The organism is Schaedlerella arabinosiphila (assembly GCF_003885045.1).
Lineage (GTDB): Bacteria > Bacillota > Clostridia > Lachnospirales > Lachnospiraceae > Schaedlerella > Schaedlerella arabinosiphila.
Map to the genome: position 1 here is coordinate 2,769,544 of NZ_RHJS01000002.1, position 22,804 is coordinate 2,792,347.

Consider the following 22,804-nt stretch of genomic DNA (forward strand, 5'->3'; position numbering starts at 1 on the left):
TCCTGACGATCCCCGGCCGGATCTCTGCCCTCTGCCATACATCCACTGCCGCCTGTCCGGGATCAGATCCCCAGCAGCTCCTTTACCGTCTCTTTCATTTTGTCCGCTCCGCACTCCCTTGTATGCAGGATCTGTGCGCTGCGGATCTCCTCGATGGCTTTGGGAACAGGCGTGCCGGAAACCTTTTCCAGTTCCTCAATCAGCGCAAATTCCTCCATGCCGCCGTATTTTTCATCAATGGCCGTCATCACGCTTTTTACAAATTTGTATGGGCTTGCGGTGGACGCCAGCAGATGCTTCCGGCCATCCCCGCTGTCCTCCCGGTACTTCCGGCACACATGGGCCGCAACAGCCGTGTGTGTATCCATCACATAGCCTGTGGAACGGTAAGTATCTCGAATGGCAGCCCGGGTCTCCTCTTCGGTGGCAAAGCCGCCGGCAAAATCCGAAAGCTGGGCTTTCATCTCCGGGGTAATCTCATATCTACCCTCGGTTCTCAGCCCATCCATCAGTTCCTGGTCCTTCTCTGCGTCCGCTCCCGCGATGGTGTAGATCAGACGTTCCAGATTGCTGGAGATCAGGATATCCATGGAGGGGGAAGACGTCAGGACGAATTCCCGGTTCCGGTCATAAGTCCCGGTCTGAAAAAAGTCAAACAGCACTTTATTCTCATTGGACGCGCAGATCAGCTTTGCGATGGGCACTCCCATCTGCTTCGCATAATAAGCCGCCAGGATATTTCCAAAATTCCCGGTGGGCACGGTTACGTTGATCTCCTCTCCGGACGCGATCTCTTCATTCTGCAGAAGCTTCGCGTAGGCGTATACATAATAAACCACCTGTGGAACAAGGCGTCCGATGTTGATGGAATTTGCAGAAGAAAACTGGAATCCCTTTTCCGCCAGTTCCCGCTCCAGCTCCTTGTCCTCAAACAGAGCCTTCACGCCGTTCTGCGCATTGTCAAAGTTTCCGTGGATGGCTACGACAGCCGTATTGTCCCCCTTCTGGGTCACCATCTGGAGCTCCTGCACCCGGCTCACCCCGTTTTTCGGATAAAACACGATGATCCTTGTCCCCGGCACATCCGCGAAACCGGCCAGCGCGGCCTTTCCCGTGTCTCCGGAGGTAGCCGTGAGGATGACGATCTCCCGGGTCACCTGGTTCTTCTTCGCCGATGTGGTCAGAAGGTGTGGCAGGATGGACAGCGCCATATCTTTAAACGCGATGGTGGCCCCGTGGAACAGCTCCAGGTGGTAGGTATCCCCCACCTTCACCAGCGGCGCGATCACCTCCGTGTCAAATTTGGAATCGTAGGCGCATGCAATACAGTGCTTTAACTCTTCCTCTGTAAAGTCTGTCAGGAACTGCTTCATAACGGCATAGGCCGTCTCCTGGTAGGACATATCCTTGAGTTCCTCCATGGTGACATCCAGCTTCGGCACGGAAACCGGAACGAATAATCCGCCGTCCGGGGCCAGCCCTTTGAGGATCGCCTCGGAAGCCGTAACCGTATGCTCTGCGTCCCGTGTACTTTTATATAGTAGATTCATCTCTTCAGCCCTCTTCTTTTTCACTTTCTGCTGTTGGTGTACTTCACCAGCCCGCCTGCGGCGATCAGCTTCTGCATAAATTCCGGGAACGCCTGCCCCTGAAATTCGGTGCCTTTCGTGCGGTTGTAGATCTTTCCGCTGTCAAAATCTACCTCCACCTCGTCTCCTGCCTCGATCCCTCTTGCCGCCTCCGGGCATTCGATGATGGGCAGTCCGATATTGATCGCATTTCTATAGAAGATACGGGCAAAGGTCTCCGCGATGACGCAGCTCACCCCCGCCGTCTTCAGGCAGAGCGGCGCGTGCTCCCTGGAGGAACCGCAGCCGAAGTTTTTATTTGCCACGATCAGGTCTCCCGGCTGCACCTTGTGCGCAAATTCCGGATCAATATCCACCATCGCATGGCTTGCCAGCTCCTGCGCGTCAAAAGAATTGAGATATCTTGCCGGAATGATCACATCCGTATCTACATTATCCCCATATTTAAAAACGTGTCCCAGTGCTTTCATGATCTTTCACCCACTTTCTCCGGATTTGCGATGCATCCTGCAATCGCGCTGGCCGCCGCCACTTCCGGGGAAGCCAGATAGATCAGGGAATCTACGTGTCCCATCCGTCCCACAAAATTGCGGTTGGTGGTGGAGACGCACTTCTCCCCTGCTGCCATTACGCCCATATGTCCGCCCATGCAGGGGCCACAGCTCGGCGTATTCACCGCGCAGCCCGCGTCGATGAAGATATCCACCAGTCCCTCCGCGATGCACTGCTTATAGATCTTCTGGGTCGCCGGAACTACCATCACCCGCACGTCCCTGTGTACGGTATGCCCTTTCAGGATGGCCGCGGCTTTGCGCATATCCTCCATCCGTCCGTTGGTACAGGAGCCGATCACCACCTGGTCGATCCAGATGGGCTCCATCGCCTCTATCTCATCGATGGTCTTTGCATTGCCCGGCAGGTGGGGAAACGCAACGGTGGGGCGGACCTCGTCTAAACGGATCTCCACCACCTGGTCATATTCTGCGTCCGCATCCGCGGTATAAATCTGATATTCCTTTTTGGAATGCTCCCTGATGTAAGCCTCCGCCTGTTCGTCTACCGGGAAGATCCCGTTCTTGGCTCCTGCCTCAATGGCCATGTTGGCCATGGTGAAGCGGTCGTCCATGGACAGGTTCCCAATCCCGTCCCCGGTAAATTCCATGGACTTGTACAGAGCGCCGTCCACACCGATCTTTCCTATAATATGGATGATGATGTCCTTGCCGCTGACATACGGCCCCGGTTTCCCGGTGAGCACAAACTTGATGGCCGAGGGCACCTTGAACCACAGTTCCCCGGTTGCCATCCCGGTAGCAATGTCGGTTGTCCCCACGCCGGTAGAAAATGCCCCCAGCGCCCCGTATGTACAGGTGTGGGAATCCGCTCCGATGATGCACTCTCCGGCAGTGACTACCCCCGCCTCAGGCAGAATGGCATGCTCGACTCCGGACTTGCCCTGTTCGAAGAACCAGCTTAAGCCCTGCTCCTTTGCGAACTCCCGGATCGCTTTGGAGTTTTCGGCCGACTTGATATCCTTATTCGGTGTAAAATGATCCGGAACCAGAACCACCTTGTCTTTATCATATACTGTTTCTGCCATCTCACGGAAAATCGGCAGCGCCATGGGGCCGGTAATATCATTTGCCATGACCACGTCCAGCTTCGCTTCAATCAGCTGGCCGGCCGAGACAGAATCCAGTCCCGCATGAGCCGCCAATATCTTCTGCGTCATTGTCATTCCCATTGTGACAACCTCCTTCAATTTGCTTTCTGCGGATCTGTTCAGCGCCTTCCAGTGTTCTGAACAATCGCTTTCTGACTGCTATTCTAACACACAATATCTCGAAAGAAAAGATGTAATTTTATTGACCGGACGCTCCGTATCCAAAAAAGGAGCCCCAAACTCTGCAGCCCCTTTTGCTTCTATATAAATATGTATCTGCCCTGGAAGCAGCGGACCTCCCTCTGATCCGCTGCGGAAATCCACTTCGTCAGCCTCCCATAAAGAACTGCATGGGAATGGTCACGATTGCCGGACAAAGCACCATCAAAAGCAGGATAATTGCCTCTGCCAGAAGGAACGGCCACACGGATTTTACGATCCGTTCCATGTTGATCTTTCCCGCGCTGCAGGCCACGTTTAATACGGTTCCTACAGGCGGCGTCAGAAGTCCCATCACCGTCATCAGGATAAATGTCACGCCAAAGTATGCCACGTCAATCCCCGCCGCTTTGATGGCCGGCAGAAGCACCGGCGTCAGGATCATGATGGTAGGCGTAACATCCATGGAGGTGCCCACCATGAGGACGATCAGGCTGATCACCAGCATCAGGATCGTCGGATGTTCAATAAACGGCGCCAGTATCCTGGTCACAATCGCAGGTACGTTGGCAACGGTCATCATCCAGGAGGATACCATGGCCGCAGACGCCAGGAACATAATAACAGATGAAGATTTCGCAGCGGATACCATGCAGTCCATCAGCATGCCGATCTTTAATTCTTTATAGACAAACATCCCTACAAACAGCGCATAGACCGCCGCGATCACCCCGGCCTCCGTAGGTGTAAACTTACCGCTCCTCAGGCCGAAGAGGATAAACAATGGAAGCAGCAGCGCCCAGAGCCCGTCTGTCAGAGCCTTTGCCACTTCGCGCAGGCTCTGGCGCTCCGCCTTCGGAAGCTGGTCTTTTTTTGCCACAAAAAACCAGAGCACGCACAAGGATACGGACATATACACCGCCGGAGCGATACCACCCATGAATAATTTTGTTACGGAAACCCCGGCCTGTACGCCGAAGATGATCATAGGCACGGAAGGAGGCATGATGGGCGACAAAATATTTCCCGCCGCGATCAGCCCGGTACAGGTGTCCCTCTTATACCCCGCCTTCACCATCATCGGGATCAGGATCGCCCCGAGAAATGCCGTGGAAGCTACCGCGGAGCCTACCATGCTGGCAAATACCAGGATAGCCAGGATGGACACATACCCAAGCCCTCCGCGGACATGTCCCACCAGCGCGTTGGCAGATCTTACGATCCGCTTTGTAATGCCTCCCCGGTTCATAAATTCGCCTGCCATGATAAAGAATGGAACCGCCATCATGGAAAAGGAATCCGCGCCGGAAAACAGGTTCTGGGATAAGATCTGCGCGTTGAACCCATCCAGGTACAGCATCATACAGACGCCGCTGAACAACAATGAAAAACAGATCGGCAGTCCGATGAGCATTCCTCCGATCAGAGCCGCCAAAAATACCACTAATGTCATGTCACTTTCCTCCCTCTCAAACGTCTTGCATATTCCTCATCGGAGAGATTTTCAGCTCCCTCTTTCGCATCTGCCGCAATATCGTCATCATCCGACGTGCTCATCGTCACAATGTCCGCGATCTCCGACGGATGCGTCAGCGCATAGATGATATTCGCTGCGGCCATCACCGCAATGGAAACCCCGGTGATGATCCCCGCAAAATACAGGATGGAATAAGAAATTCCCAGGGCGGCTGTTTTGGAAGCCGTATTCTGAATCACCATCCGAAAGCTTCCGTACACCAGAATCCCCATAAGCGCCGCAATGATCCCCTGTGAAACCACATACAGAGTCATCTGCAGCCCCGGCTTCACCCTGGAAATCAGCGTATCCACGCCCAGATGCGCGTTGGCCCTCATTGCGCTGACCGCCCCGATGTAGGTCACATAGACAAACAGGTATCGCGACAGCTCTTCAGACCATGTAAGCCCGGAGTTAAAAAAGGTACGCAGCACCACGTTCAAAAACACAAACAGAACCATAAGCCCTGTGAGAATACCTGTCAGGCAGTCTATCCCTCTAAACAGTTTATCCATTATCTTATTTCCCATCTCATTCTCCTTACTCAATCTCCTCGATCAATTGTCTTGCTTCCGGAGCCCAGTCATACTCAGAATCCAAGTAATCATATACCGGTTGTATTTTTTCTTTCATTTCCTCCCGCTCTTCTGCGGAAAGCTCGGTGACTGTCAGGCCCTTTTCCCTCATAAATTCCTTATCCGACTCCAACTGGTCTATGTACAGGTCCCAGGCGTAATCAGAAGCATCCTCTGCCGCCTCTTCAAAGATCTGCTGCTCCTCCTCTGTCAGCGTCTTCCAGAACTCCTCTCCCGCGAAAATTTCCAGGGATGCCACGATGTGGTTCGTGTCATAGATATAATCCTGCACCTCATACCAGCCTTCTGTCTTGACCGTGGCAAGCGGATTGTCCTGGCCGTCTGCCACTCCCTGTTCCAGAGCCGTGAACACTTCGCCCATGTCCATGATCACCACATTAGCCCCCAGGCTTTCCGCCAGCTTTACATGGATGGGATTGTTGGGCATTCTCAGCTTCTGCCCTTTGAAGTCGCCTAAGCCCTCCAGCTTCTTATTTGATGTGAACACCCTGGCTCCGTTGGGCAGCCAGGAGAGAAGCTGTACCGGCTGGGAGGACTCGATATCTTCTGTGATATAGTCCCCCAGTTCTCCCTGATAGCATTTCCTGGCGTGTTCCACGTCCCGGAATACAAATGGGAAATCCGGAATCGACATCTTCGGCGTCTCGGACCACATAGGGGTTCCCAGTACGCACATTTCAATGATTCCGCTCCGGGTATAGTCATAGACCACTTTTTCACTCCCCAGGACTCCGGAGTAGTAGATCTGAATGTTGTACTTCCCATTCGTCTTTTCTTCTATTGCAGGTTTCAAAACTTCTTCCAGAGCCTGCGCCGCCGGTGTCTGATTGGATACGCCCACGGAAACCTTTACCAGCTTCCCTTCCCCCTCCTGATCCGAGCACCCGCTCAGCAGTCCAACTGCCATGGCAGATACAGCAAAGGCGCACAGTCCTCTTTTTCTAAACTTCATAATGATTCATTCCCTCCTGATTCTTTTGATTATTTTGTTTTCTCATCACATTGCCTCATAACTAGTATGGTAGTTCATTCTCCTATTTTTATCAATATGTAATAATAGACAATATTTTCAGTCTATTTTTGTGCATTTTTGCCATTTTTGTATTTTCTTTCTATATTATATTGACTTTTTGCATCCTCACTAGTAGTATACTTGTATGTAAGTTATCTCACACATCGTTTCACTAACTGTCATTGTGTCTATTATAAAAAAAGTGAATCAACATGAAAAAGGAGAAACCATGAAAGCAGTACAAATTGTAAAACCAAACCAATTAGAAGTAATTGAAGTCGAAAAACCAGGCATCGACGAAAAAAATAATGTTCTGATCAGAATGACAGCAGCAGGCATCTGTGGTTCTGATATCGGAATCTATCACGGAACCAACGCAGCCGCTACTTATCCCAGGATCATCGGTCATGAAATCGTAGGCCGGGTGGAAGAAACAGGAACCGGCGTTCAGAATTTAAAGCCCGGGGACAGAGTCATCGTCAATCAGGTAACAAGCTGCGGAGAGTGCTACCCCTGCAGAAAGGGCAGAGGAAATGTGTGCGACCATCTGGCTGTGAGAGGGGTACATATAGACGGCGGATACAGGGAATACCTGGCCGTACCGGAAAGCGACTGCTATCTTCTGCCGGATTTTATCTCTGACAGGGACGCCGTCATGATCGAGCCCACCACCATCGCCATCCAGTCCTGCACAAGGGCGGAGCTGGAAAGGGATGACATGCTCCTGCTCTACGGTGCGGGCGCTCTGGGAAGTTCAATCTTAAGAGTCGCAAGGCAGCTCTGCGATCACATCATCGTAGCGGATGTTGTAAACGAAAAGCTGGAAGAGGCAAAGAAAGCCGGTGCAAGCTATACGATCAATGTTCTGGAAGAGGATTTTCAGGCAAAGGTATTGGAATACACCCACGGAAGGGGTTCCACCGTATCCATTGATGCAGCCTGCGTAAAAAGTTCTCTGCTGATGCTCCTTGAGGCGACCGGAAATGCCGGGCGTGTCATCACCATGGGCTTTTCCACTGCGGGCACGGAGGTAAACCAGTTCCTCATCACCTCCAAAGAGCTGGATGTGAGGGGCTCCAGGCTTCAGAACAAGATGTTCGGAAAAGCGATCGACATGCTTCGGGAAGGAAAGCTGGACCTGACCGGCTCCGTCTCCCACGCCTTTCCTCTGATCAAGGCACAGGAAGCCTTTGATTTTGTGGACAGCAAAGATCCTTCGATTCGAAAAATCGTTTTGACTTTTGACTTTTAAAGGTTTATACTGATTGCAAAAGAGTGGGGAGAATACCCCATTTGGAAATGCGGGGATCATAGTATGATAATCTTAGAAAGAACCTCCTCAGAAAAGGCCAGAGCCTATGCAATCAGAGTCCTTTTATATAACATTATCCACCTGGAGCTGCCTCCCGGCAGCGCGGTGAGTGAAAACGAATTATCCGAAGCTTTATCCCTCTCCCGCACACCCGTGCGGGAGGCTTTAATTGAACTGAACCGTACCAGGCTGGTGGAGATCTTTCCCCAGAAAGGAAGCTACATCACTAAGATTGACTATGATCTGGTGGAAGAATGCCGCTTCATACGCCTTGCCATGGAAAACGCGGTATTGCATCTCGTCTGCCAGGGTATTCCCGATACCTATGCGGAGGCGCTCTCCCAAAATATCGAAGAGCAGAGGCAGGCAGAGGCAGAAAAAAAACAGGATAAGCTGTTTGAGCTGGACAACCATTTCCACAGACTGATCTTTGAATCCGTAAACAAGGTCTGGTCTTATCAGATCATCACGGAGCAGATGTTCCACTTTGACCGTCTGCGCGCCCTGTCCTTCAAGTCGGATTACGAGAACTATACGGTTCGGGACCATGAGGATATCTTCTACGCCATCACACGTCACGACAGTGAGATGGCGCAGATGCTCATGAGCCGCCACTTAAACAGGCACCGCCTGAAAAAGTCCGAACTCCTGGAACGATACCCGGAATATTTTGTGGCGTAGGGTTTGATCTTGTATCGTCTGGTCTTGTATCGTTTGATCTTGTATATCAGCCCAGTTTTCTGCGGGCCGCGGCGATCAGCACGGCCGCCGATGCGATCATGAGAAGCACATACGGCAGAAGGTCGGCGCCGTCGCCTGTCTTGACTGATTTTATCTGATCCAAAGGCGGGGAAGGCTCCTTCGGCGTTTCTTCCCCGGGTGTTTCGGCCATGTTGATCCGGACGGTCTGGCCTTCATCGCGGATATCTTCATGGGCGGCAAGTTCTGCCCCTCCAATGTAGAGCTTTTCGAATACCACGGTTTCCGTATTCTGAAGGGAGCCTGCCTGGAATGTAAATTCGACCTCTGCGGTTCCGGTTTCTTTTTCCGGGGCAAAGGTTTTCTCGGCGGTGATCTCCTTCTCTCCGATGAGGAGCGGGCTGCCTGTCCCCTTATCCATCAAAATTCCCTTGATCGTATACGTTTCTCCCGGAATCAGATTTTGATATGTTACCCGGTCCACAATCGTAATTTCCCCGTCTGCGGTGATCTTCTGGCTGCCGCTTTCTTTTTCCGCTGCCCGGGTTTCCAGTTTTGGAAAACGCAAGGTCTGCCCTTCATAATGGAGGTCCTTGTGGGCGGCCACCTCCTCTCCTTCCCTGCTCACGCTCTCAAATGCCACGACGGTTTTTCCTGCAAGGTCTGAAGCATTGAACCCAAAGGTTACGTCCACTGTCCCCGAATCTGCTTCCGGTGTAAATGTAGTTTCCGCCGTGATCTTTTCCCCGGTTTCCAGAAGTGGTTCCCCGGTTTCCCGGTCCATCAGGGTTCCTTCCACCGTATATTCCCTGCCTGCGGTCAGATTGGAGTAAAAAATTGTGTCCACAATCTCCACGTCCTCTTCTGCCCGGGCGCTGCGGCTGTTGGTGCCGACATCTCTTGCGGATGTCCTGACTTTTGGGAAGTAGATGGTCTGCTCCCGGCTTTCCAGATCTGCATGGACGGCATAGATTTTATTGTCTTTTTCCAGCGTCTCGAACGCTACCAGCGTTTTTCCCTCCAGATTGGACCCGTCGAAGGTGAATACAACCTCCGCTTTTCCGTCTTTTTCCTTTGGGGTGAATTTTACTTCCGAAGTGACCTCCCCTCCGGCGGCGTCCCTGACGATGATTCCGGTATCCTTGTCCACCAGCTTTCCCTTAAGCGTATACTTCTGCCCCGGCTTTAGATTTTTGTAGGACACCGTGTCAACGATGGTGATCTCTTTCCCGGCCACCGCCGTATCGGTTCCGGTGGCCTTGTCCTCTGCTTTTGTTTTGATTTCCGGAAAATGGATGGTCTGGCCCTGGTCGTCTATATCCTGATGGACCGCGATCTGTTTTCCCTTGTAATACAGTTCTTCATAGAGGACGATGTCCCTGCCCTGCAGCTTCGCTGCGTCAAAGCTGCACTCCACTTCCGTTATACCTGCGGAGGCAGGCGGGGTAAATGCCTGTTCTGCCCTGACCGGGTTTCCCTCCGGATCTTCCAGCGGTTTCTGCGTTTCTCTGTCCATGACCGTGCATCTTAAGAGATATTCCTGCTGTTCCTTCAATCCGCTGTAGAGCACAGAATCAATGACCGTCACAAAACCGGCCTGGGCGTAGTGATTTCCTGTTGCTTCGTTTCTGGCGGTGGTGGAGATCGCAGGTTTCTCCACTTCCAGATCTTTATTTTCCAGGTTGCCCAGATCCACGCTCACTTTGTCCCTGTAGATGACCAGAGGGATCTGCAGCATTTCCTTTCCCTCGTTTTCCTCTGAGGGGATCTCTTCCAGAATGTAGGTGTCATAGGGAAGGGCCCCCAGTCCGTTGTCCACAGGCGCGCCCCGGCCTTCGCCGTCCAGCCCGAACCACAGGCCGTCTTCTGCTCCCCCCTGGTTGGTATTCTTTGTGTGCGGGTTCCAGTCCGAAGAGGAGGAATAATAGCCGTTGCCGTCCGTCGTGATCTGATGAGACTCCCCGGTTGTGGTGCTTGTCAGGCTGAATTTGACGCCGGGCATCACCTTCTGGGTATTGGAGTCGATCTTCCGCAGCGCAAAATCCCCCCGCTTCACCCGGTTCTGAATAGAATGGTCCGCATCCGTCAGATCTACAAGCTCCCCGTGCCTGGAAATAAAAAACTCCTGTCTCCAAAGGCCGGTTTCCAGATAGCCCTCAGGTGCGCCTGTCTCCAGAATCCGGTACTTCCCATAGGGGAGCAGCCCTTCTGGTGTCTGCGCAACTCCGTTCTCATCGGTCTTGATGGTGGTAATGGTTTCATTGCGGCCGTAGGCTTTTCCGTCTGCAAATATGGTGTTTTCATTTAGATTTATAACTGCAAATACGGCATTTTCCAGAGAAGCGCCGCCCTGGGGCACCTGATCCTTTGTGTCAAAATCGCGTTTCCGTATCCTTACGCCCCCGCGGGCCGTCTGATTGTATACCGTATACTGATTGCCGCCCTGCAAAGCGACTTTCGTACCGACATAGCGGATCTGCGACGTATAGAGGCCGGTCACTTTTTCCCCGCTTCCTTCTGCCTGCAGGTATCCGCCTTCCAGCAGATATCCGTCGGGAGCCTTTGTCTCTTCTATGGAGATTGTGCCAAGAGGCAGCACCGGGATTCCATCCAGCTTATAAAATTCATCCCCGGATACTTTGTATTCCTCACGCAGCAGGGCCTGGTATTTTACAAAGCCTGCTCCGTCCGGCACTGCCTTTGTCTCCAGCACCCAGGTTCTTGCGGGAGCCTGGGGGAGATTCTCCTTTTCGTAGTAGCCATTGTAGTATCTGACCGTAAACTGCGCGCCTGCCAGGGATGCGCAGTCCTGGACCGCACCGTCCGGGGCGTCCTGGTCCCGCTTGACCAGCTCCAGCCCTGCCGTGTCGCATTTCGGGACATCGCTTACATCCAACTGCGCCGTTTCCCCAGCTTTTACACGGACCATGTACGGCTTTTCATCTTTATGATATCCGGACGGCTGAACAGTCTCCCGTACCCAGTAGTCTCCCTCCGGCAGTTCCACGGGATCGCTTGCCCCGGATTCCCGGATTGTCAGCGTATCTGTCAGGGTCGTACAGGATGCATCCGCATAGATCCCATATCTCGCATTGAAAAGAGAATAACATCCATTCCCATCGGTGATGTGGGGAGCGGAGGAGCTCTTGCGCAATATGACCGCGCCGTCAGTGGGGCCTTCGTATTCCAGCCAAACGATATCCTGGTCTTTGTTGTAGGCGACATAGGCTTTATATTCTTTGAATACAGACAACTGCGCCTTGCCGCTGTTCATCTGCTCATTCAGCGCGTTTCGCATGGCCAGGATCTGCTGCTCTGTCAGCCCGTCGGTCTCACCGGTATACTCAATGCCGATCATTGCATGGACATACGGGTAAGGCTGTGCTATCCCGCCGAACATTGCGGAAGCCTCCCCTGCCCATGGCCCGTCCGCACCAAACATCAATGCCATCTTGATCCTGGGATTGTCCAGCTCGGAAATCTGGTAGGTTCCCGACGGGGTCGGTTTGTTGGGCTGGGCGCAGTATCCCATGTAATGGCCCTTGTCCGTCACCACCCGAAACTCCGTAGTTGCCCAGTTTCCATAACTGTGGGCGGTTCCCGGTGTGATCGTACAGTTGGAATTGACCGCGGAGCGCAGCATCCTGCCGCTGCTGCCGATCACATAAGCCGTGCCGTAATCCCCGATCGTTTTTCTTCCGATCGGAACTCTGCCGGAAGCAGAAGCTTCCGAGCCGTCCTCCTGATCTGCTTCTTGTTCCTGATCTATTTTCTCTTTCTGATCTGCTTCCGTTTTCCGATCTGCTTCCCCTTTCTGTCCTGCTTCTGTTTTCTGACCTGTTTCCGTTTTCCGGTCTGCTTCCTCTTTCTGATCCGTTTCCCCTTTCTGTTCTGTTTCTTCCTTCCGGCCTGCTTCCTCTTTCTGAGCCTCTTCCCATTTCTGTCCTGTTTCCTCCCTGTCCCCAGGCTTCGGATCATTTTTCTCCTCGCCGCCCAGGTTCTTCGGCGGGTTCGAAAGGCTGCCGGAGTTTTCGCCTTCTTCCGCTGTTCCTGCGGATTCTGCCTGCCCTTCTCCTGCGCTTTTCTGATTGGGGATTCCTGTTGCTGCCATTGCCTGTTCTATCACTTTCTGTTTTATTTGTTCATTTGCACCTCCCGCGGTTCCTGCCATTGTTTCCGCCGTTGTTCCTTCCGCTTCCAGCGCGGCAAGGCTTTCCATCCGTTCCTCTGCCCGCACGGAAGCGGCGCTTGCCGAGACCATGCAGCTAAAGATCAGCAGAAAGGCCGTCGCTGTACGCAGCACGCCCGGCATGTTATAAAAAAATCTTCTCATACTTCTTTTCCCTCCATAATGCAGTCAAAACGTAACTGTTCGGAATGCCTGTACGGAAAAAGCGCCACTAAAAATAGAAAAATCCTCCTTTCTGCATCAAATGTTGGTAAAACTACATAGCTATGTCCTCGCTTTTGGATTATGGGACGATACTCCCCATGAAAAAAAGAAATGTCCTAAGACGAGTAACTTGATCATAAACGATTCGCCTGGATTTGTCAATACGATTTTTATAAAAATAATTGTGATATAATTTAAACAGAAGATAAGACTGTCCGCATCACCTAATGCCGATAATCACTTTAATCAAGCCATTTTCCCTGCGTTCAATCAGCCGATTCAAATACAAATCCCTCTTAATCGTCTCCCTTTATCGCTGCCCAGATATTTTCTGGAATGTGGGATTTTCCGGATCAGATAGCGGCCCTCACAAATCGTTTCGAAAAGATGGAAGGTTTCAGGGCACCATACATTATATCCACTGTAAGTTTTTCCCTTTACTGTCTTTTTCTGGCAGACATGATTGATTTCCTCTTCCATGCTTTTTTGAGGAATTACATGACACATGGAATCTAAAAACCTTTTGTTTGCAGTTTTTGAAATCTCTGCATACCGATAGAGGTTTACAATGGATTTTCCCATGGAAACCCACTGCCTGGAAGCCGCCCCGTCCTTATGATGGACCTCCTTATAAACCTTAAATTCCTTTGGGGCATTGTATTACAATCTTTTTACTGAAATGTACGGGCATCCGAAGGGAGACTTCAAAATTGAATTGCCATTAGTCTCCCTTCTCAACTGATCTTCTCCTTCCCCTTTAGCCACATTTCGGATTCTATTTCACACAGTTACAGCTTTACTCCTGACCAGCTTCGTTCAATAAATCAAATTGACGATAAATGTCGTAAATGGTTCAAACCAGGTTAAGAGTAATAAGTTTACGATTAATAAAATATAAAATGGTAAGGCTTCTTTAATAAACTTTGCTGTTTTACAACCGGTTATCGAACATGTCACGAACATCAACGTCCCCATTGGAGGTGATAATGCGCCAATTGCATTATTAAAAATATACATCATAGCAAAATGAATTTCATTGATGCCGTAAGAGCTTGCGATTGGAGCTAATAACGGAACAAGTATGATCATTGATGCATTTCCTTCAATAAACATTCCGACTAATAAAAGAAATATATTAACGATCAAAAGAAACATATATTTATTATCAATGGTTTTTAACATCCATTCTGCAAGTGTCTGTGGAATACGTTCTTTTGTGAGTATCCATGAAAATACGGATGCAGCTGCCACAATTAACATGATTGACGACGAGGTTACTACTGTATCTTTTAGCCCCTGGAGTATATTTTTAATCTTCATCTCCCGATAAATGATTCCCAGAACTACTGCATAGATAATCGCAACCGCTCCGGCTTCCGTAGCGGTAAAGATACCGATCCGAATCCCCCCTATAATAATAATGGGTAATAAAAGCGGGAGAATCGCAGCCTTAAGAGCTTTAAAAAACTCTTCTTTACTGATTTTATTTTCACGTATGGTACCATAGCCTCTCTTTTTCGATATCACTCCTACCAGGATCATCATGGTAATGCATAAAAGCGCTCCGACACCAAGTCCTGAAACAAACAGCTTGCCGATTGATACATTGGCAATACTGCCATAAAGAATCATCGCAATCCCTGGCGGTATCAGCGGGGTGATCATTGATGAGGTGGCTGTTACAACGGAAGAAAATTCCAGCGAAAAACCTTTTTTCGTCATTTCCGGAACCAACATTTTTGACTGCATGGCTGCATCTGCAATATTTGACCCAGACAGCCCGCCCATAATCGTTGAAAGAAGAACATTAACCTGTGCTAAACCTCCTGCCAGACGTCCCGTTATCACTTCACAAAAATCCATGATCCTTTTTGTTACTCCGGTGTAGTTCATAAACACTCCGGCACAGACAAAAAACGGAATTGCCAGCAGTGATATTTTTTCCGTACCTACAATAGCCTGCTGCGCAAATATGATCGGATTCGCATTCGGAACCAGTAAAAAGTAGACCATTGATCCACCCAGAACAGCAATATAAACCGGTACTTTAAGGAAAAGCAATATCAGCATTACGACAGCTGCCAATAATAATACATCACTCAATCTCCGCCGCCCCCTTCACCTCTGATTTAATCCCTTTTACAAGACTATAAAAGTAACTGATGATCATGTCTACATACGAAAAGAGTGCTATTCCATAAATAAATGTATATGGAATTTTTAACATACTTGTTGCTCGTCCGCTTTCGGCAAATATCTGAATATAGCCAATCGTATTTTTACAAAGATATCCGATAACAGCAACGACGACCACAGAAATAAAAACGGACAAACTTTTCTGAAATTTTGCCGGAATGATATCTGCAACCATCTCAATCGCAACATGATTTCCTGTTCTAAAAGCAGCACCTGCTGCCGCAAAAACAATCCATACGATGCAGGCCAGCTGAACTTCCTCCAGCCAGGTAAACGGTGCTTTCAGTACATAACGCCAAACAACTCCTGCAAAAGTAAGAATTATCAAAATCGTCAATGTCATTCCTGCAATAATAATGTCTAAATTAGCCAGCACATGTAAAACACCATTTTTTTGTTTCTGCATTTATATACCCTGCCTTTCTATTCTCCCATTGCTTCCCTGACTGTTTTGTATAGCCCGTCAGACCATCCGAACTTATCGCCCATTTCGTAAAACGGCGCTGCTTTTTCTTTAAATGCTTCCAACTGTTCCTCCGTCGGTTCCACTACCGTTACACCCTCACTCTTCATCAAATCAAGATATTCTGCATCGGCCTTTTCATATACTCCATTATTAAATTCGCCTGCCTCCACCATAGTCTCCGTAAGCCAATCCTGCTGATCTTTGGTCAGTGAATCAAACCATTCTGCAGAGCATACCAACGTAGTAAAATTTTTAACATGCCCGTCGAGAATCAGATATTTTGCAATTTCATGAAGCTTTCTTCCGTATAACGTTCCTAATGGATTTTCCGCTCCGTCAATCGTCTTTGTCTGCAGAGCCTGATACACATCGCCCAAAGCCATCCCTGTGGAGGCCGCTCCTAAAACGTCAAAACCAATTGACTGGATCTCATTTGACGGTACCCTGATTTTCATACCCGCCAAATCTTCCACACTATTTACAGGTTCCGTTGTCAGTGTATGTCTTTCTCCATAAATCCAATTAGACGCAAGAATCTTAAGGCCTTTTTCCTCTAACTTAGCACATTGTTCCTGATACCAGTCAGACTCAATCAGGGTCCAGCACTGTTCCCATGAGTCAAATAAAAACGGTCCAAAAACAATTCCAAAATCCGGCACACCATAATCCGCATAAAATGCACCGTCGGCAAGAACGCAAACATTTTCTCCCAACAGCATGGAATCAATCAGGGAAGATTTGTCTCCAAGCTGTGAATCCGGATACAGTTCTATAGCAACTTCGCCATTCGATTTTTCGTCAATCAATTCCTGCGCTTTTTTAAATCCCTGGCCAACCGGTTCACTGGCTGAATTTTCAATCGCAACTTGTAAAACCACCTCTGCATTTTCCTTATCGGCACTGCTTTCATTCGTAATACTCTCGCCTGTTTTCTCTGTACTTTCAGCAACCGGTTTACTCTCTCCTGAACATGCTGTCAAACAAACCGCCAGACCTATACCTGCAACGAAAAGAATCATTTTTTTCATACCCATATCCTCCTGCTTATTTTATTATTTTGACAACTTTACTAATTTTATTATGAAAATCGTAACATGATTTTCAACATATCAGCGGCATTTTCATCTAATGTTTTAAACGCTTCTGCAGCATCAAGATAGTTGAATTCGCCTGTAACAATTTTATCTATATTCTTTATCCTTTTTTCTGTTAAAATTTGAATTACCTCTTCAAAATCTGTTTTCACAGCATTTCTCGATCCCATAATATTCATTTCTTTTTTTTGGATATCTGTAAAGTTAAAATCAACATTTGATTTCCCAACTCCAATAATAATGGTTCTCCCATGGAAAGCAACTGCATCTACGCAATTTTGAAATGTTGACGGCAAACCAACTGCTTCCACTGTCACGTCAAACAAATTACCGTCTGTAACCGTCTTCACCTGATCCAGAAATGTGACATTATTATCATTGTGTATAAATCCATCAATTCCAAAATTTTTAGCATAATTCAATTTACTTTCGGCAATATCACACATATAGACCTGCGCTCCGGCAAGTTTTGCGGAAATTGCAGCAAAAACACCGATTGTTCCGGCACCTACCACCAATACCCGCTCACCTTTTTGTACTTTTGCTCGTTTAATCCCATGATAGCTGATGCAAAAAGGTTCCACTAATGCTACTTCCTTAGCAGAAAGTCCTTGTCCACTGTACACTCTCTCAATCGGCATCGTCAAATATTCTCTAAATCCGCCGTCCCTTTGCACCCCCATTGTCTGGTTGCCTGTACAGCAATTGACAAACCCGCGCTGACAAGAATAGCATTCTTTGCAATTAAAATATGGATTCGCAGTAACTATCATTCCCGCCCGTAATCCGTTCTCATTTTCATCAATCTCTACTATTTCTGCTGAAAATTCATGTCCCGGAATCAGCGGATATTTTGCATAGGGGAGCTTCCCCCGGTAAGTATTCAGATCACTTCCGCAGATTCCTCCATAGAGAAGCTTTAACAATGCCTCTCCTTTTTTCCTTATCGGTCTTTCCATTTCTTTGATCCCAACCTGATACGGCTGATCCAATCCGATATATTTCACTTCTATCTCCTCCTTCATTAGAGAACTGGACACAGCTCAGAATCCAATCAAGGCTCCGCCGTCTACAGGCAGGCAGATACCGGTAATAAATTTCGCTGCATCTGATGATAAAAATACTGCTGCCATACCGATATCATTTGGTTCTCCCACCTTATTCATTGGAGTTCTCCCTAAAATTTTTGCTTTTCGCTCCGGATCATTATCCGTTGCTTTTCTGAACATTGGCGTATCAATCCAGCCCGGAGCAATCGCATTCACTCTCACTCCGTCTTTACTGACTTCAGAGGCCAGTGTATGAACCATTCCGAGGTAACCTGCCTTTGCTGTAGAATATCCCATTACATATGGCTGTCCGATAAAGCTCGTCATGCTGGCCTGGAAAATGATGCTGGTGCTTTTTTGTTTTCTCATATGCGGAACAAAAGCCTTTGTCATTGCAAATGCACCCACTAAATGCACATTCAGTACGCTTTCATAATCCGCAACCGTCATCTCTTCAATTGGCTTCTTACAATGATTTCCCGCATTATTCACTAAAATATCAATATTGCCATGTTCCGCAATAATCTGATCTGCTAATGCCTGCGTGTGATCTGTGTCCGTAATATTAAACTGATAATAGGCTGCTTTGTCACCATATTTGCCCAGATTCTCATCGAAAACCTCCTGTGGGTCCATACTCACTACTACTGCCCTGGCCCCCGCTTCAATCATGCATTCAGCAATCGAAAGTCCTAATCCGGTTGTTCCTCCTGTAATGACTGCGTTCTTCCCTTCCAATGAAAATTTGTCTCTGCTCACTATTGTTTCCTTTCTTAAATACATGTTTTGCATTTTCGTATAGTTACTTCTTTATCCTGATACTTATAGGGAATAAAATATTCTTTATGTCCCCACCTCTCGCTCTTTGACATTTCACCCATGGCTATATTAAAAACCATCTGTGCCAGATCATCTCTGATTTCTTCCTGAGTCATCATCCCGCTTAACACCCGGCTGGCGTCGAAGTCCATGTCCTCCTTCATTCTTTCATAAATCCCGCTGTTTCCGGTAATTTTGATTACCGGAGCAACTGCTGAACCAACAACATTTCCTCTCCCGGTTACCAGAAGGACCATATGGCTGCCACAGGAAATCAAATCCATGATCCCTTCATTGTCATTAGGATTTGTAATGCCAAATTGCATCCAATAGGGATCAGGAGTGGTATCCAATAAATACAGCCCTTTCGTCTTTACCTGTTCCGACACCTTTAAAACTCCTTGAATTGTTCTTGAACCGCTCTTTACAACCGCCCCCATACTTTTTTCTTCAATCGTAGTCAGCCCTCCTGCAAAGTTTCCCGGACTGACAGAATACTGTCTGACTGACTTGCAGTAATCAAGGGCCTTATTATAGGTATAACGGATATCTTCACGGACCTTCTCGTTTACCGCCCGTTCACACAATAGGCTGTAAAGTCCAATCGTCTCAACGATTTCTTCAAAAATTGCAGTTCCTCCCTGATCAATCAGCCAGTCAAAAAAATGTCCGACCACCACATTGCCGGCTAATCCGCTGGTATAATCACTTCCACCGCATTCTGCACCAATCACAAGTTCCTCAAATCCCATCTCAACTTTCGGCACTCTGTCTAACTGTGCTTTCATGTTTTTAACAATTTTTACACCTTCTTCAATACTTTTACCGGTTCCACCCAGATCCTGAATAAAAAAACTGGCATTTGCCTTTCCTTCATCTTCTGCAATTTTGGCCAATCTATCCGGCTGTATATATTCACAACCAAGTCCGACTGCTAATATCCCACCTACATTCGGATGGCGAATCAGAGAGATCAAAAGCCGAATCGCATATTCATTGTCTGTACAGCCGCTGAATCCAATCACTTCTATCTCCGAATCATTCATCCGCTTCACGATTTCCTGTGCTACGAAATGTGAACATTCCACCGTATAGATCACAAGAATTTTATTTCGGATTCCCTTTTTGCCATTTTTACGTGCAAACGCTTCCCATTTTAAATTTGATAATTCCATTGTATCCTCCTATTCATATTTAATATCCGTTGGTTTTCCAGTAACAGAATCTAAATGGGAGGAACGTTTATCATAAATACTTTCCATACAATGCAGACTGATCCAGGCGCCTTTCTTTATATTCTCTGTCGAACGGCCGATTGGAACATTATACTTAATGATGTTTTCTCCTTTTTTAATATCTTTAGTCGCTATTTTATGTCCTTCTGGAATCCTTTCCAATGCCATGATGATACCACCTTCCGCCCCGCGCAATTGCACTTCTTCACAATACAGCTCTGTCAGTGCTGTTGCCACATTGTCCTGAGGCTCGATCTTAAAAGCAATTTTTGAATTACTCATTTCTTATGCTCCTTATAAAATTCCGTATTTCGCAAATGCTTCTGTAGAAGACATCCCGTTTTCGATTGCTTTTCGTACCACTTTTTCTCCAGTAGCTTTTGTCAATGCTTTTTCAACTACTTCCGTGGCTATCCTTTGGGGAATCACGATTGCACCATCAATGTCTCCAAAAATACAGTCTCCGTTATGAATCGTCACCTGTCCTATTTCAATATCACAGCGATAATCTACGACTTGTGTTCGAACACTGGAATCCTGTGCATAACATCCACAGGAAAACACCGGAAAATCTTGTTCTAAAATCTGCGGAGTATCTCTGTGCCAACCGTTGACCAATGCGCCTGCAGATCTCCGCGCTTTGGCTGTTGCAGTCAACAGTTCTCCCCAATATGCACATCTCTTCGCGCCGCCCGTCGCAACATAGATTTCATTTTCTTCCAGCTGGTCAAGAGCTTCTGTCAGATATCCGAAAGGTTTTTCTTGTGGTTGAAATACATCAATCATTAAAACCGTACACGCTTTTCCAACAATCTTCATATCCCTGGTGATGCCATGAATCTCCTGCGGTAGAAACTGGTGGTAATAACCCAGTTCATCAAGTATGTCTCCGACAACAGGCGTATACAGATTCTCCTTCATTATTTCAAACATCTCTTTTTCATTTTTCCATAACATTCTCCTACTCCTTTCATTTTCTTGTTGTATATTATGTTGTATACATCAATGTATATATTAACTCTACCACTAAAAACATAATTTTTCAATCAATTTTTACTTCACTCAAGAATTTTTTATACTTTTAACAATTTCAGACATTTTTTTTATATAAATTGCACAAAAAAAAGCAGGGAGTATTTTCTCTGCTTTTCATCAGCTATATTAATGTGAACATGGATATTTTAGACTTTACTATATGCTCTCTCATTTCATCAGCAGCTCCGTGCACGTCGCCTTGCCGTAAGCATTTTATGATCGCTCTTTTCTCAATAATCGTTTCTGTCAACCGCTGTTTCACCGTTTTACTGACGAGTATCCGCAATCTGCGATCCTGATTATACAGTGCCGTATAGGTAGAAACCAGATAATGATTGCTGCATTTGGAAATGATACACTGGTGAAAATCGTTGTCCAATCCATAATAAGCTTCGGAATCCTCGCTTTCGATTGCCTTTTCATAGATATCAACAATTTTTTCCATATTATCAATCTCTTTTGAAGTCAATTCATGTGCATATTTCTCAACAAAATATGGCTCTAATAACAAACGACCTTCAAAAACCATTTCAATTTCTTCTTTGGTAATTGCCGAAACAAAAAAACCTTTTTTAGGTAAAATAGATACTAAACGTTCCTGCTCAAGGCGTCCCAATGCATCGCGAATGGGTGTCCTGCTCATGCCAAGCTCTTCGCTCAGGAATTCTTCATTCAAAAAACTTGACGGTTTATACTCACATGTTATTATTTTCTCTTTGATAACATGATAGGCTGTTTGCTTTAACGGTATTTTTTTCGTCATTCCTCCCACTCCTGTTCTCTCACCTTAACTTATAGGCAGTATGTAAGAATACACCAGACACAGGATGCTCTCCGTGACCGGTGTATTTTTTCCAAACTCTATTTTTTCGCAATATATCCCTTCGCCGTCAGTGCCTCTGCGCACAGCACCGCGCCGCCTGCCGCGCCGCGGACGGTATTGTGGGAAAGTCCGACAAATTTATAATCAAACATGCTGTCCTCCCGCAGACGTCCGATGGACACGCCCATCCCGTTCTCATAGTCCACATCCAGCTTCACCTGGGGACGGTTGTCCTCCTCCTGGTAGCGGATAAACTGCTTCGGAGCGCTGGGAAGCTCTGCCTCCTGGGGATAGCCTTTGAAATTCACCAGCTTTTCGATCAACTGCTCTTTGGTCGGCTTTTTCTCAAAATTCACAAACACCGCCGCCGTGTGGCCGTTCAGAACCGGTACACGGATGCACTGGCAGGTGATCTTCGGAAGCTCTGCCTTGAGGATCTGTCCATCTTCCACTTTGCCGAGAATCCGCAAAGGCTCCTGCTCGCTCTTCTCCTCTTCCCCGCCGATATAGGGAATGACATTTTCTACCATTTCCGGCCAGTCCCTGAAGGTCTTTCCAGCCCCGGAAATCGCCTGATATGTAGTAGCCACAACCTCCTTAGGGCCAAATTCCTTCCATGCGGCAAGGCAGGGCGCATAGCTCTGGATGGAGCAGTTGGGCTTTACAGCAATGAATCCGCGGCTCGTCCCAAGACGTTTTCTCTGGTCTGCGATCACATCAAAATGCTCAACATTGATCTCCGGCACGACCATGGGTACGTCCGGGGTCCACCGGTGCGCGCTGTTGTTGGATACCACCGGAGTTTCGGTCTTTGCATAAGCCTCCTCGATGGCACGGATTTCATCCTTTGACATATCTACCGCGCTGAATACGAAGTCCACGGTGGAAGCAACCTTTTCCACTTCGTTGACGTTGAGCACAACCAGCTTCCTGACTGCCTCCGGCATGGGGGTGTCCATTTTCCATCTGTCCCCTACCGCCTCTTCGTAAGTTTTTCCGGCGGAGCGGGGGCTTGCCGCCACCGTAACCACCTCAAACCAAGGGTGGTTCTCCAACAGAGAAATAAATCTCTGGCCCACCATGCCTGTTGCGCCTAATATCCCAACCTTTAACTTCTGTTCCATCCTGATCCTCTCCTTTATCCTTTA

General features: G+C 48.0%; 19 protein-coding genes. 2 read left to right on the top strand and 17 right to left on the bottom strand.

Features of this window, described 5'->3' with window-relative positions; all coding sequences use genetic code 11:
• Positions 1 to 62: 62 nt before the first annotated feature.
• From thrC to EBB54_RS13480, 6 genes are all read right to left on the bottom strand, one after another.
• Positions 63 to 1,550 (bottom strand): threonine synthase, encoded by a 1,488-nt coding sequence (gene thrC / locus EBB54_RS13455; protein WP_004070989.1) that lies wholly within the window; start codon positions 1,548 to 1,550, stop codon positions 63 to 65.
• Positions 1,551 to 1,570: 20 nt separating this feature from the next.
• Positions 1,571 to 2,059, bottom strand: a complete 489-nt coding sequence (locus tag EBB54_RS13460) for a 3-isopropylmalate dehydratase small subunit (RefSeq protein ID WP_004070991.1) — start codon at positions 2,057 to 2,059, stop codon at positions 1,571 to 1,573.
• A complete protein-coding gene (leuC, locus tag EBB54_RS13465) occupies positions 2,056 to 3,333 on the bottom strand; it encodes a 3-isopropylmalate dehydratase large subunit (RefSeq protein ID WP_125127781.1) in 1,278 nt (425 codons plus the stop codon). The genes EBB54_RS13460 and leuC overlap by 4 nt, the downstream gene beginning before the upstream one ends.
• Positions 3,334 to 3,580: 247 nt before the next feature.
• The gene (locus tag EBB54_RS13470) at positions 3,581 to 4,864 is read right to left on the bottom strand and encodes a TRAP transporter large permease (RefSeq protein ID WP_125127782.1); all 1,284 of its coding nucleotides are present in this window, start codon (positions 4,862 to 4,864) and stop codon (positions 3,581 to 3,583) included.
• A complete protein-coding gene (locus tag EBB54_RS13475) occupies positions 4,861 to 5,457 on the bottom strand; it encodes a TRAP transporter small permease (protein WP_125127783.1) in 597 nt (198 codons plus the stop codon). The genes EBB54_RS13470 and EBB54_RS13475 overlap by 4 nt, the downstream gene beginning before the upstream one ends.
• Before the next feature lie 10 nt (positions 5,458 to 5,467).
• Complete coding sequence (locus EBB54_RS13480; RefSeq protein WP_125127784.1) at positions 5,468 to 6,475, bottom strand: TRAP transporter substrate-binding protein; 1,008 nt, start codon at positions 6,473 to 6,475, stop codon at positions 5,468 to 5,470.
• A gap of 289 nt (positions 6,476 to 6,764) precedes the next feature.
• Between EBB54_RS13480 and EBB54_RS13485 the strand changes: the two genes are divergently transcribed.
• A complete protein-coding gene (locus EBB54_RS13485) occupies positions 6,765 to 7,787 on the top strand; it encodes a zinc-binding alcohol dehydrogenase family protein (protein ID WP_125127785.1) in 1,023 nt (340 codons plus the stop codon).
• Between the two features lie 63 nt (positions 7,788 to 7,850).
• Positions 7,851 to 8,528, top strand: a complete 678-nt coding sequence (locus EBB54_RS13490) for a GntR family transcriptional regulator (RefSeq protein WP_125127786.1) — start codon at positions 7,851 to 7,853, stop codon at positions 8,526 to 8,528.
• A 46-nt stretch (positions 8,529 to 8,574) separates the two neighbouring features.
• Here EBB54_RS13490 and EBB54_RS13495 read toward each other — a convergent pair whose 3' ends face one another.
• The 11 genes from EBB54_RS13495 to asd all read right to left on the bottom strand — a co-directional run bounded on the left by EBB54_RS13495 (position 8,575) and on the right by asd (position 22,780).
• A complete protein-coding gene (locus tag EBB54_RS13495) occupies positions 8,575 to 12,879 on the bottom strand; it encodes a VaFE repeat-containing surface-anchored protein (protein WP_125127787.1) in 4,305 nt (1,434 codons plus the stop codon).
• Between the two features lie 876 nt (positions 12,880 to 13,755).
• Positions 13,756 to 15,009, bottom strand: coding sequence for a TRAP transporter large permease (locus EBB54_RS13505; RefSeq protein WP_408640797.1), 1,254 nt, complete (start codon positions 15,007 to 15,009; stop codon positions 13,756 to 13,758).
• A 25-nt stretch (positions 15,010 to 15,034) separates the two neighbouring features.
• Positions 15,035 to 15,541 carry a TRAP transporter small permease gene (locus EBB54_RS13510; RefSeq protein WP_004071001.1) on the bottom strand — a complete coding sequence of 169 codons (507 nt, stop codon included), beginning with the start codon at positions 15,539 to 15,541 and terminating at the stop codon, positions 15,035 to 15,037.
• 17 nt (positions 15,542 to 15,558) lie between these two features.
• Positions 15,559 to 16,629, bottom strand: coding sequence for a C4-dicarboxylate TRAP transporter substrate-binding protein (locus tag EBB54_RS13515; RefSeq protein ID WP_125127789.1), 1,071 nt, complete (start codon positions 16,627 to 16,629; stop codon positions 15,559 to 15,561).
• 50 nt (positions 16,630 to 16,679) lie between these two features.
• Positions 16,680 to 17,702, bottom strand: a complete 1,023-nt coding sequence (locus tag EBB54_RS13520; protein WP_125127790.1) for a zinc-binding alcohol dehydrogenase family protein — start codon at positions 17,700 to 17,702, stop codon at positions 16,680 to 16,682.
• Positions 17,703 to 17,738: 36 nt separating this feature from the next.
• Complete coding sequence (locus EBB54_RS13525) at positions 17,739 to 18,527, bottom strand: SDR family NAD(P)-dependent oxidoreductase (RefSeq protein WP_044989974.1); 789 nt, start codon at positions 18,525 to 18,527, stop codon at positions 17,739 to 17,741.
• Positions 18,518 to 19,738, bottom strand: a complete 1,221-nt coding sequence (locus EBB54_RS13530; protein WP_125127791.1) for a UxaA family hydrolase — start codon at positions 19,736 to 19,738, stop codon at positions 18,518 to 18,520. The genes EBB54_RS13525 and EBB54_RS13530 overlap by 10 nt, the downstream gene beginning before the upstream one ends.
• Before the next feature lie 9 nt (positions 19,739 to 19,747).
• Positions 19,748 to 20,080 (bottom strand): UxaA family hydrolase, encoded by a 333-nt coding sequence (locus EBB54_RS13535; protein WP_125127792.1) that lies wholly within the window; start codon positions 20,078 to 20,080, stop codon positions 19,748 to 19,750.
• A gap of 12 nt (positions 20,081 to 20,092) precedes the next feature.
• Complete coding sequence (locus EBB54_RS13540) at positions 20,093 to 20,755, bottom strand: RraA family protein (protein ID WP_125127793.1); 663 nt, start codon at positions 20,753 to 20,755, stop codon at positions 20,093 to 20,095.
• 199 nt (positions 20,756 to 20,954) lie between these two features.
• Positions 20,955 to 21,596, bottom strand: coding sequence for a GntR family transcriptional regulator (locus EBB54_RS13545; protein ID WP_125127794.1), 642 nt, complete (start codon positions 21,594 to 21,596; stop codon positions 20,955 to 20,957).
• Positions 21,597 to 21,694: 98 nt separating this feature from the next.
• Positions 21,695 to 22,780, bottom strand: coding sequence for an aspartate-semialdehyde dehydrogenase (gene asd / locus EBB54_RS13550; protein WP_125127795.1), 1,086 nt, complete (start codon positions 22,778 to 22,780; stop codon positions 21,695 to 21,697).
• Positions 22,781 to 22,804: the final 24 nt, after the last annotated feature.

Bases quoted from the DNA above. Each gene is read 5' to 3' on its own strand.
- thrC (WP_004070989.1), bottom strand. From the start codon at position 1,550: ATGAATCTACTATATAAAAGTACACGGGACGCAGAGCATACGGTTACG.
- EBB54_RS13460 (WP_004070991.1), bottom strand. From the start codon at position 2,059: ATGAAAGCACTGGGACACGTTTTTAAATATGGGGATAATGTAGATACG.
- leuC (WP_125127781.1), bottom strand. From the start codon at position 3,333: ATGGGAATGACAATGACGCAGAAGATATTGGCGGCTCATGCGGGACTG.
- EBB54_RS13470 (WP_125127782.1), bottom strand. From the start codon at position 4,864: ATGACATTAGTGGTATTTTTGGCGGCTCTGATCGGAGGAATGCTCATC.
- EBB54_RS13475 (WP_125127783.1), bottom strand. From the start codon at position 5,457: ATGGGAAATAAGATAATGGATAAACTGTTTAGAGGGATAGACTGCCTG.
- EBB54_RS13480 (WP_125127784.1), bottom strand. From the start codon at position 6,475: ATGAAGTTTAGAAAAAGAGGACTGTGCGCCTTTGCTGTATCTGCCATG.
- EBB54_RS13485 (WP_125127785.1), top strand. From the start codon at position 6,765: ATGAAAGCAGTACAAATTGTAAAACCAAACCAATTAGAAGTAATTGAA.
- EBB54_RS13490 (WP_125127786.1), top strand. From the start codon at position 7,851: ATGATAATCTTAGAAAGAACCTCCTCAGAAAAGGCCAGAGCCTATGCA.
- EBB54_RS13495 (WP_125127787.1), bottom strand. From the start codon at position 12,879: ATGAGAAGATTTTTTTATAACATGCCGGGCGTGCTGCGTACAGCGACG.
- EBB54_RS13505 (WP_408640797.1), bottom strand. From the start codon at position 15,009: ATGCTGATATTGCTTTTCCTTAAAGTACCGGTTTATATTGCTGTTCTG.
- EBB54_RS13510 (WP_004071001.1), bottom strand. From the start codon at position 15,541: ATGCAGAAACAAAAAAATGGTGTTTTACATGTGCTGGCTAATTTAGAC.
- EBB54_RS13515 (WP_125127789.1), bottom strand. From the start codon at position 16,629: ATGAAAAAAATGATTCTTTTCGTTGCAGGTATAGGTCTGGCGGTTTGT.
- EBB54_RS13525 (WP_044989974.1), bottom strand. From the start codon at position 18,527: ATGTATTTAAGAAAGGAAACAATAGTGAGCAGAGACAAATTTTCATTG.
- EBB54_RS13530 (WP_125127791.1), bottom strand. From the start codon at position 19,738: ATGGAATTATCAAATTTAAAATGGGAAGCGTTTGCACGTAAAAATGGC.
- EBB54_RS13535 (WP_125127792.1), bottom strand. From the start codon at position 20,080: ATGAGTAATTCAAAAATTGCTTTTAAGATCGAGCCTCAGGACAATGTG.
- EBB54_RS13540 (WP_125127793.1), bottom strand. From the start codon at position 20,755: ATGTTATGGAAAAATGAAAAAGAGATGTTTGAAATAATGAAGGAGAAT.
- EBB54_RS13545 (WP_125127794.1), bottom strand. From the start codon at position 21,596: ATGACGAAAAAAATACCGTTAAAGCAAACAGCCTATCATGTTATCAAA.
- asd (WP_125127795.1), bottom strand. From the start codon at position 22,780: ATGGAACAGAAGTTAAAGGTTGGGATATTAGGCGCAACAGGCATGGTG.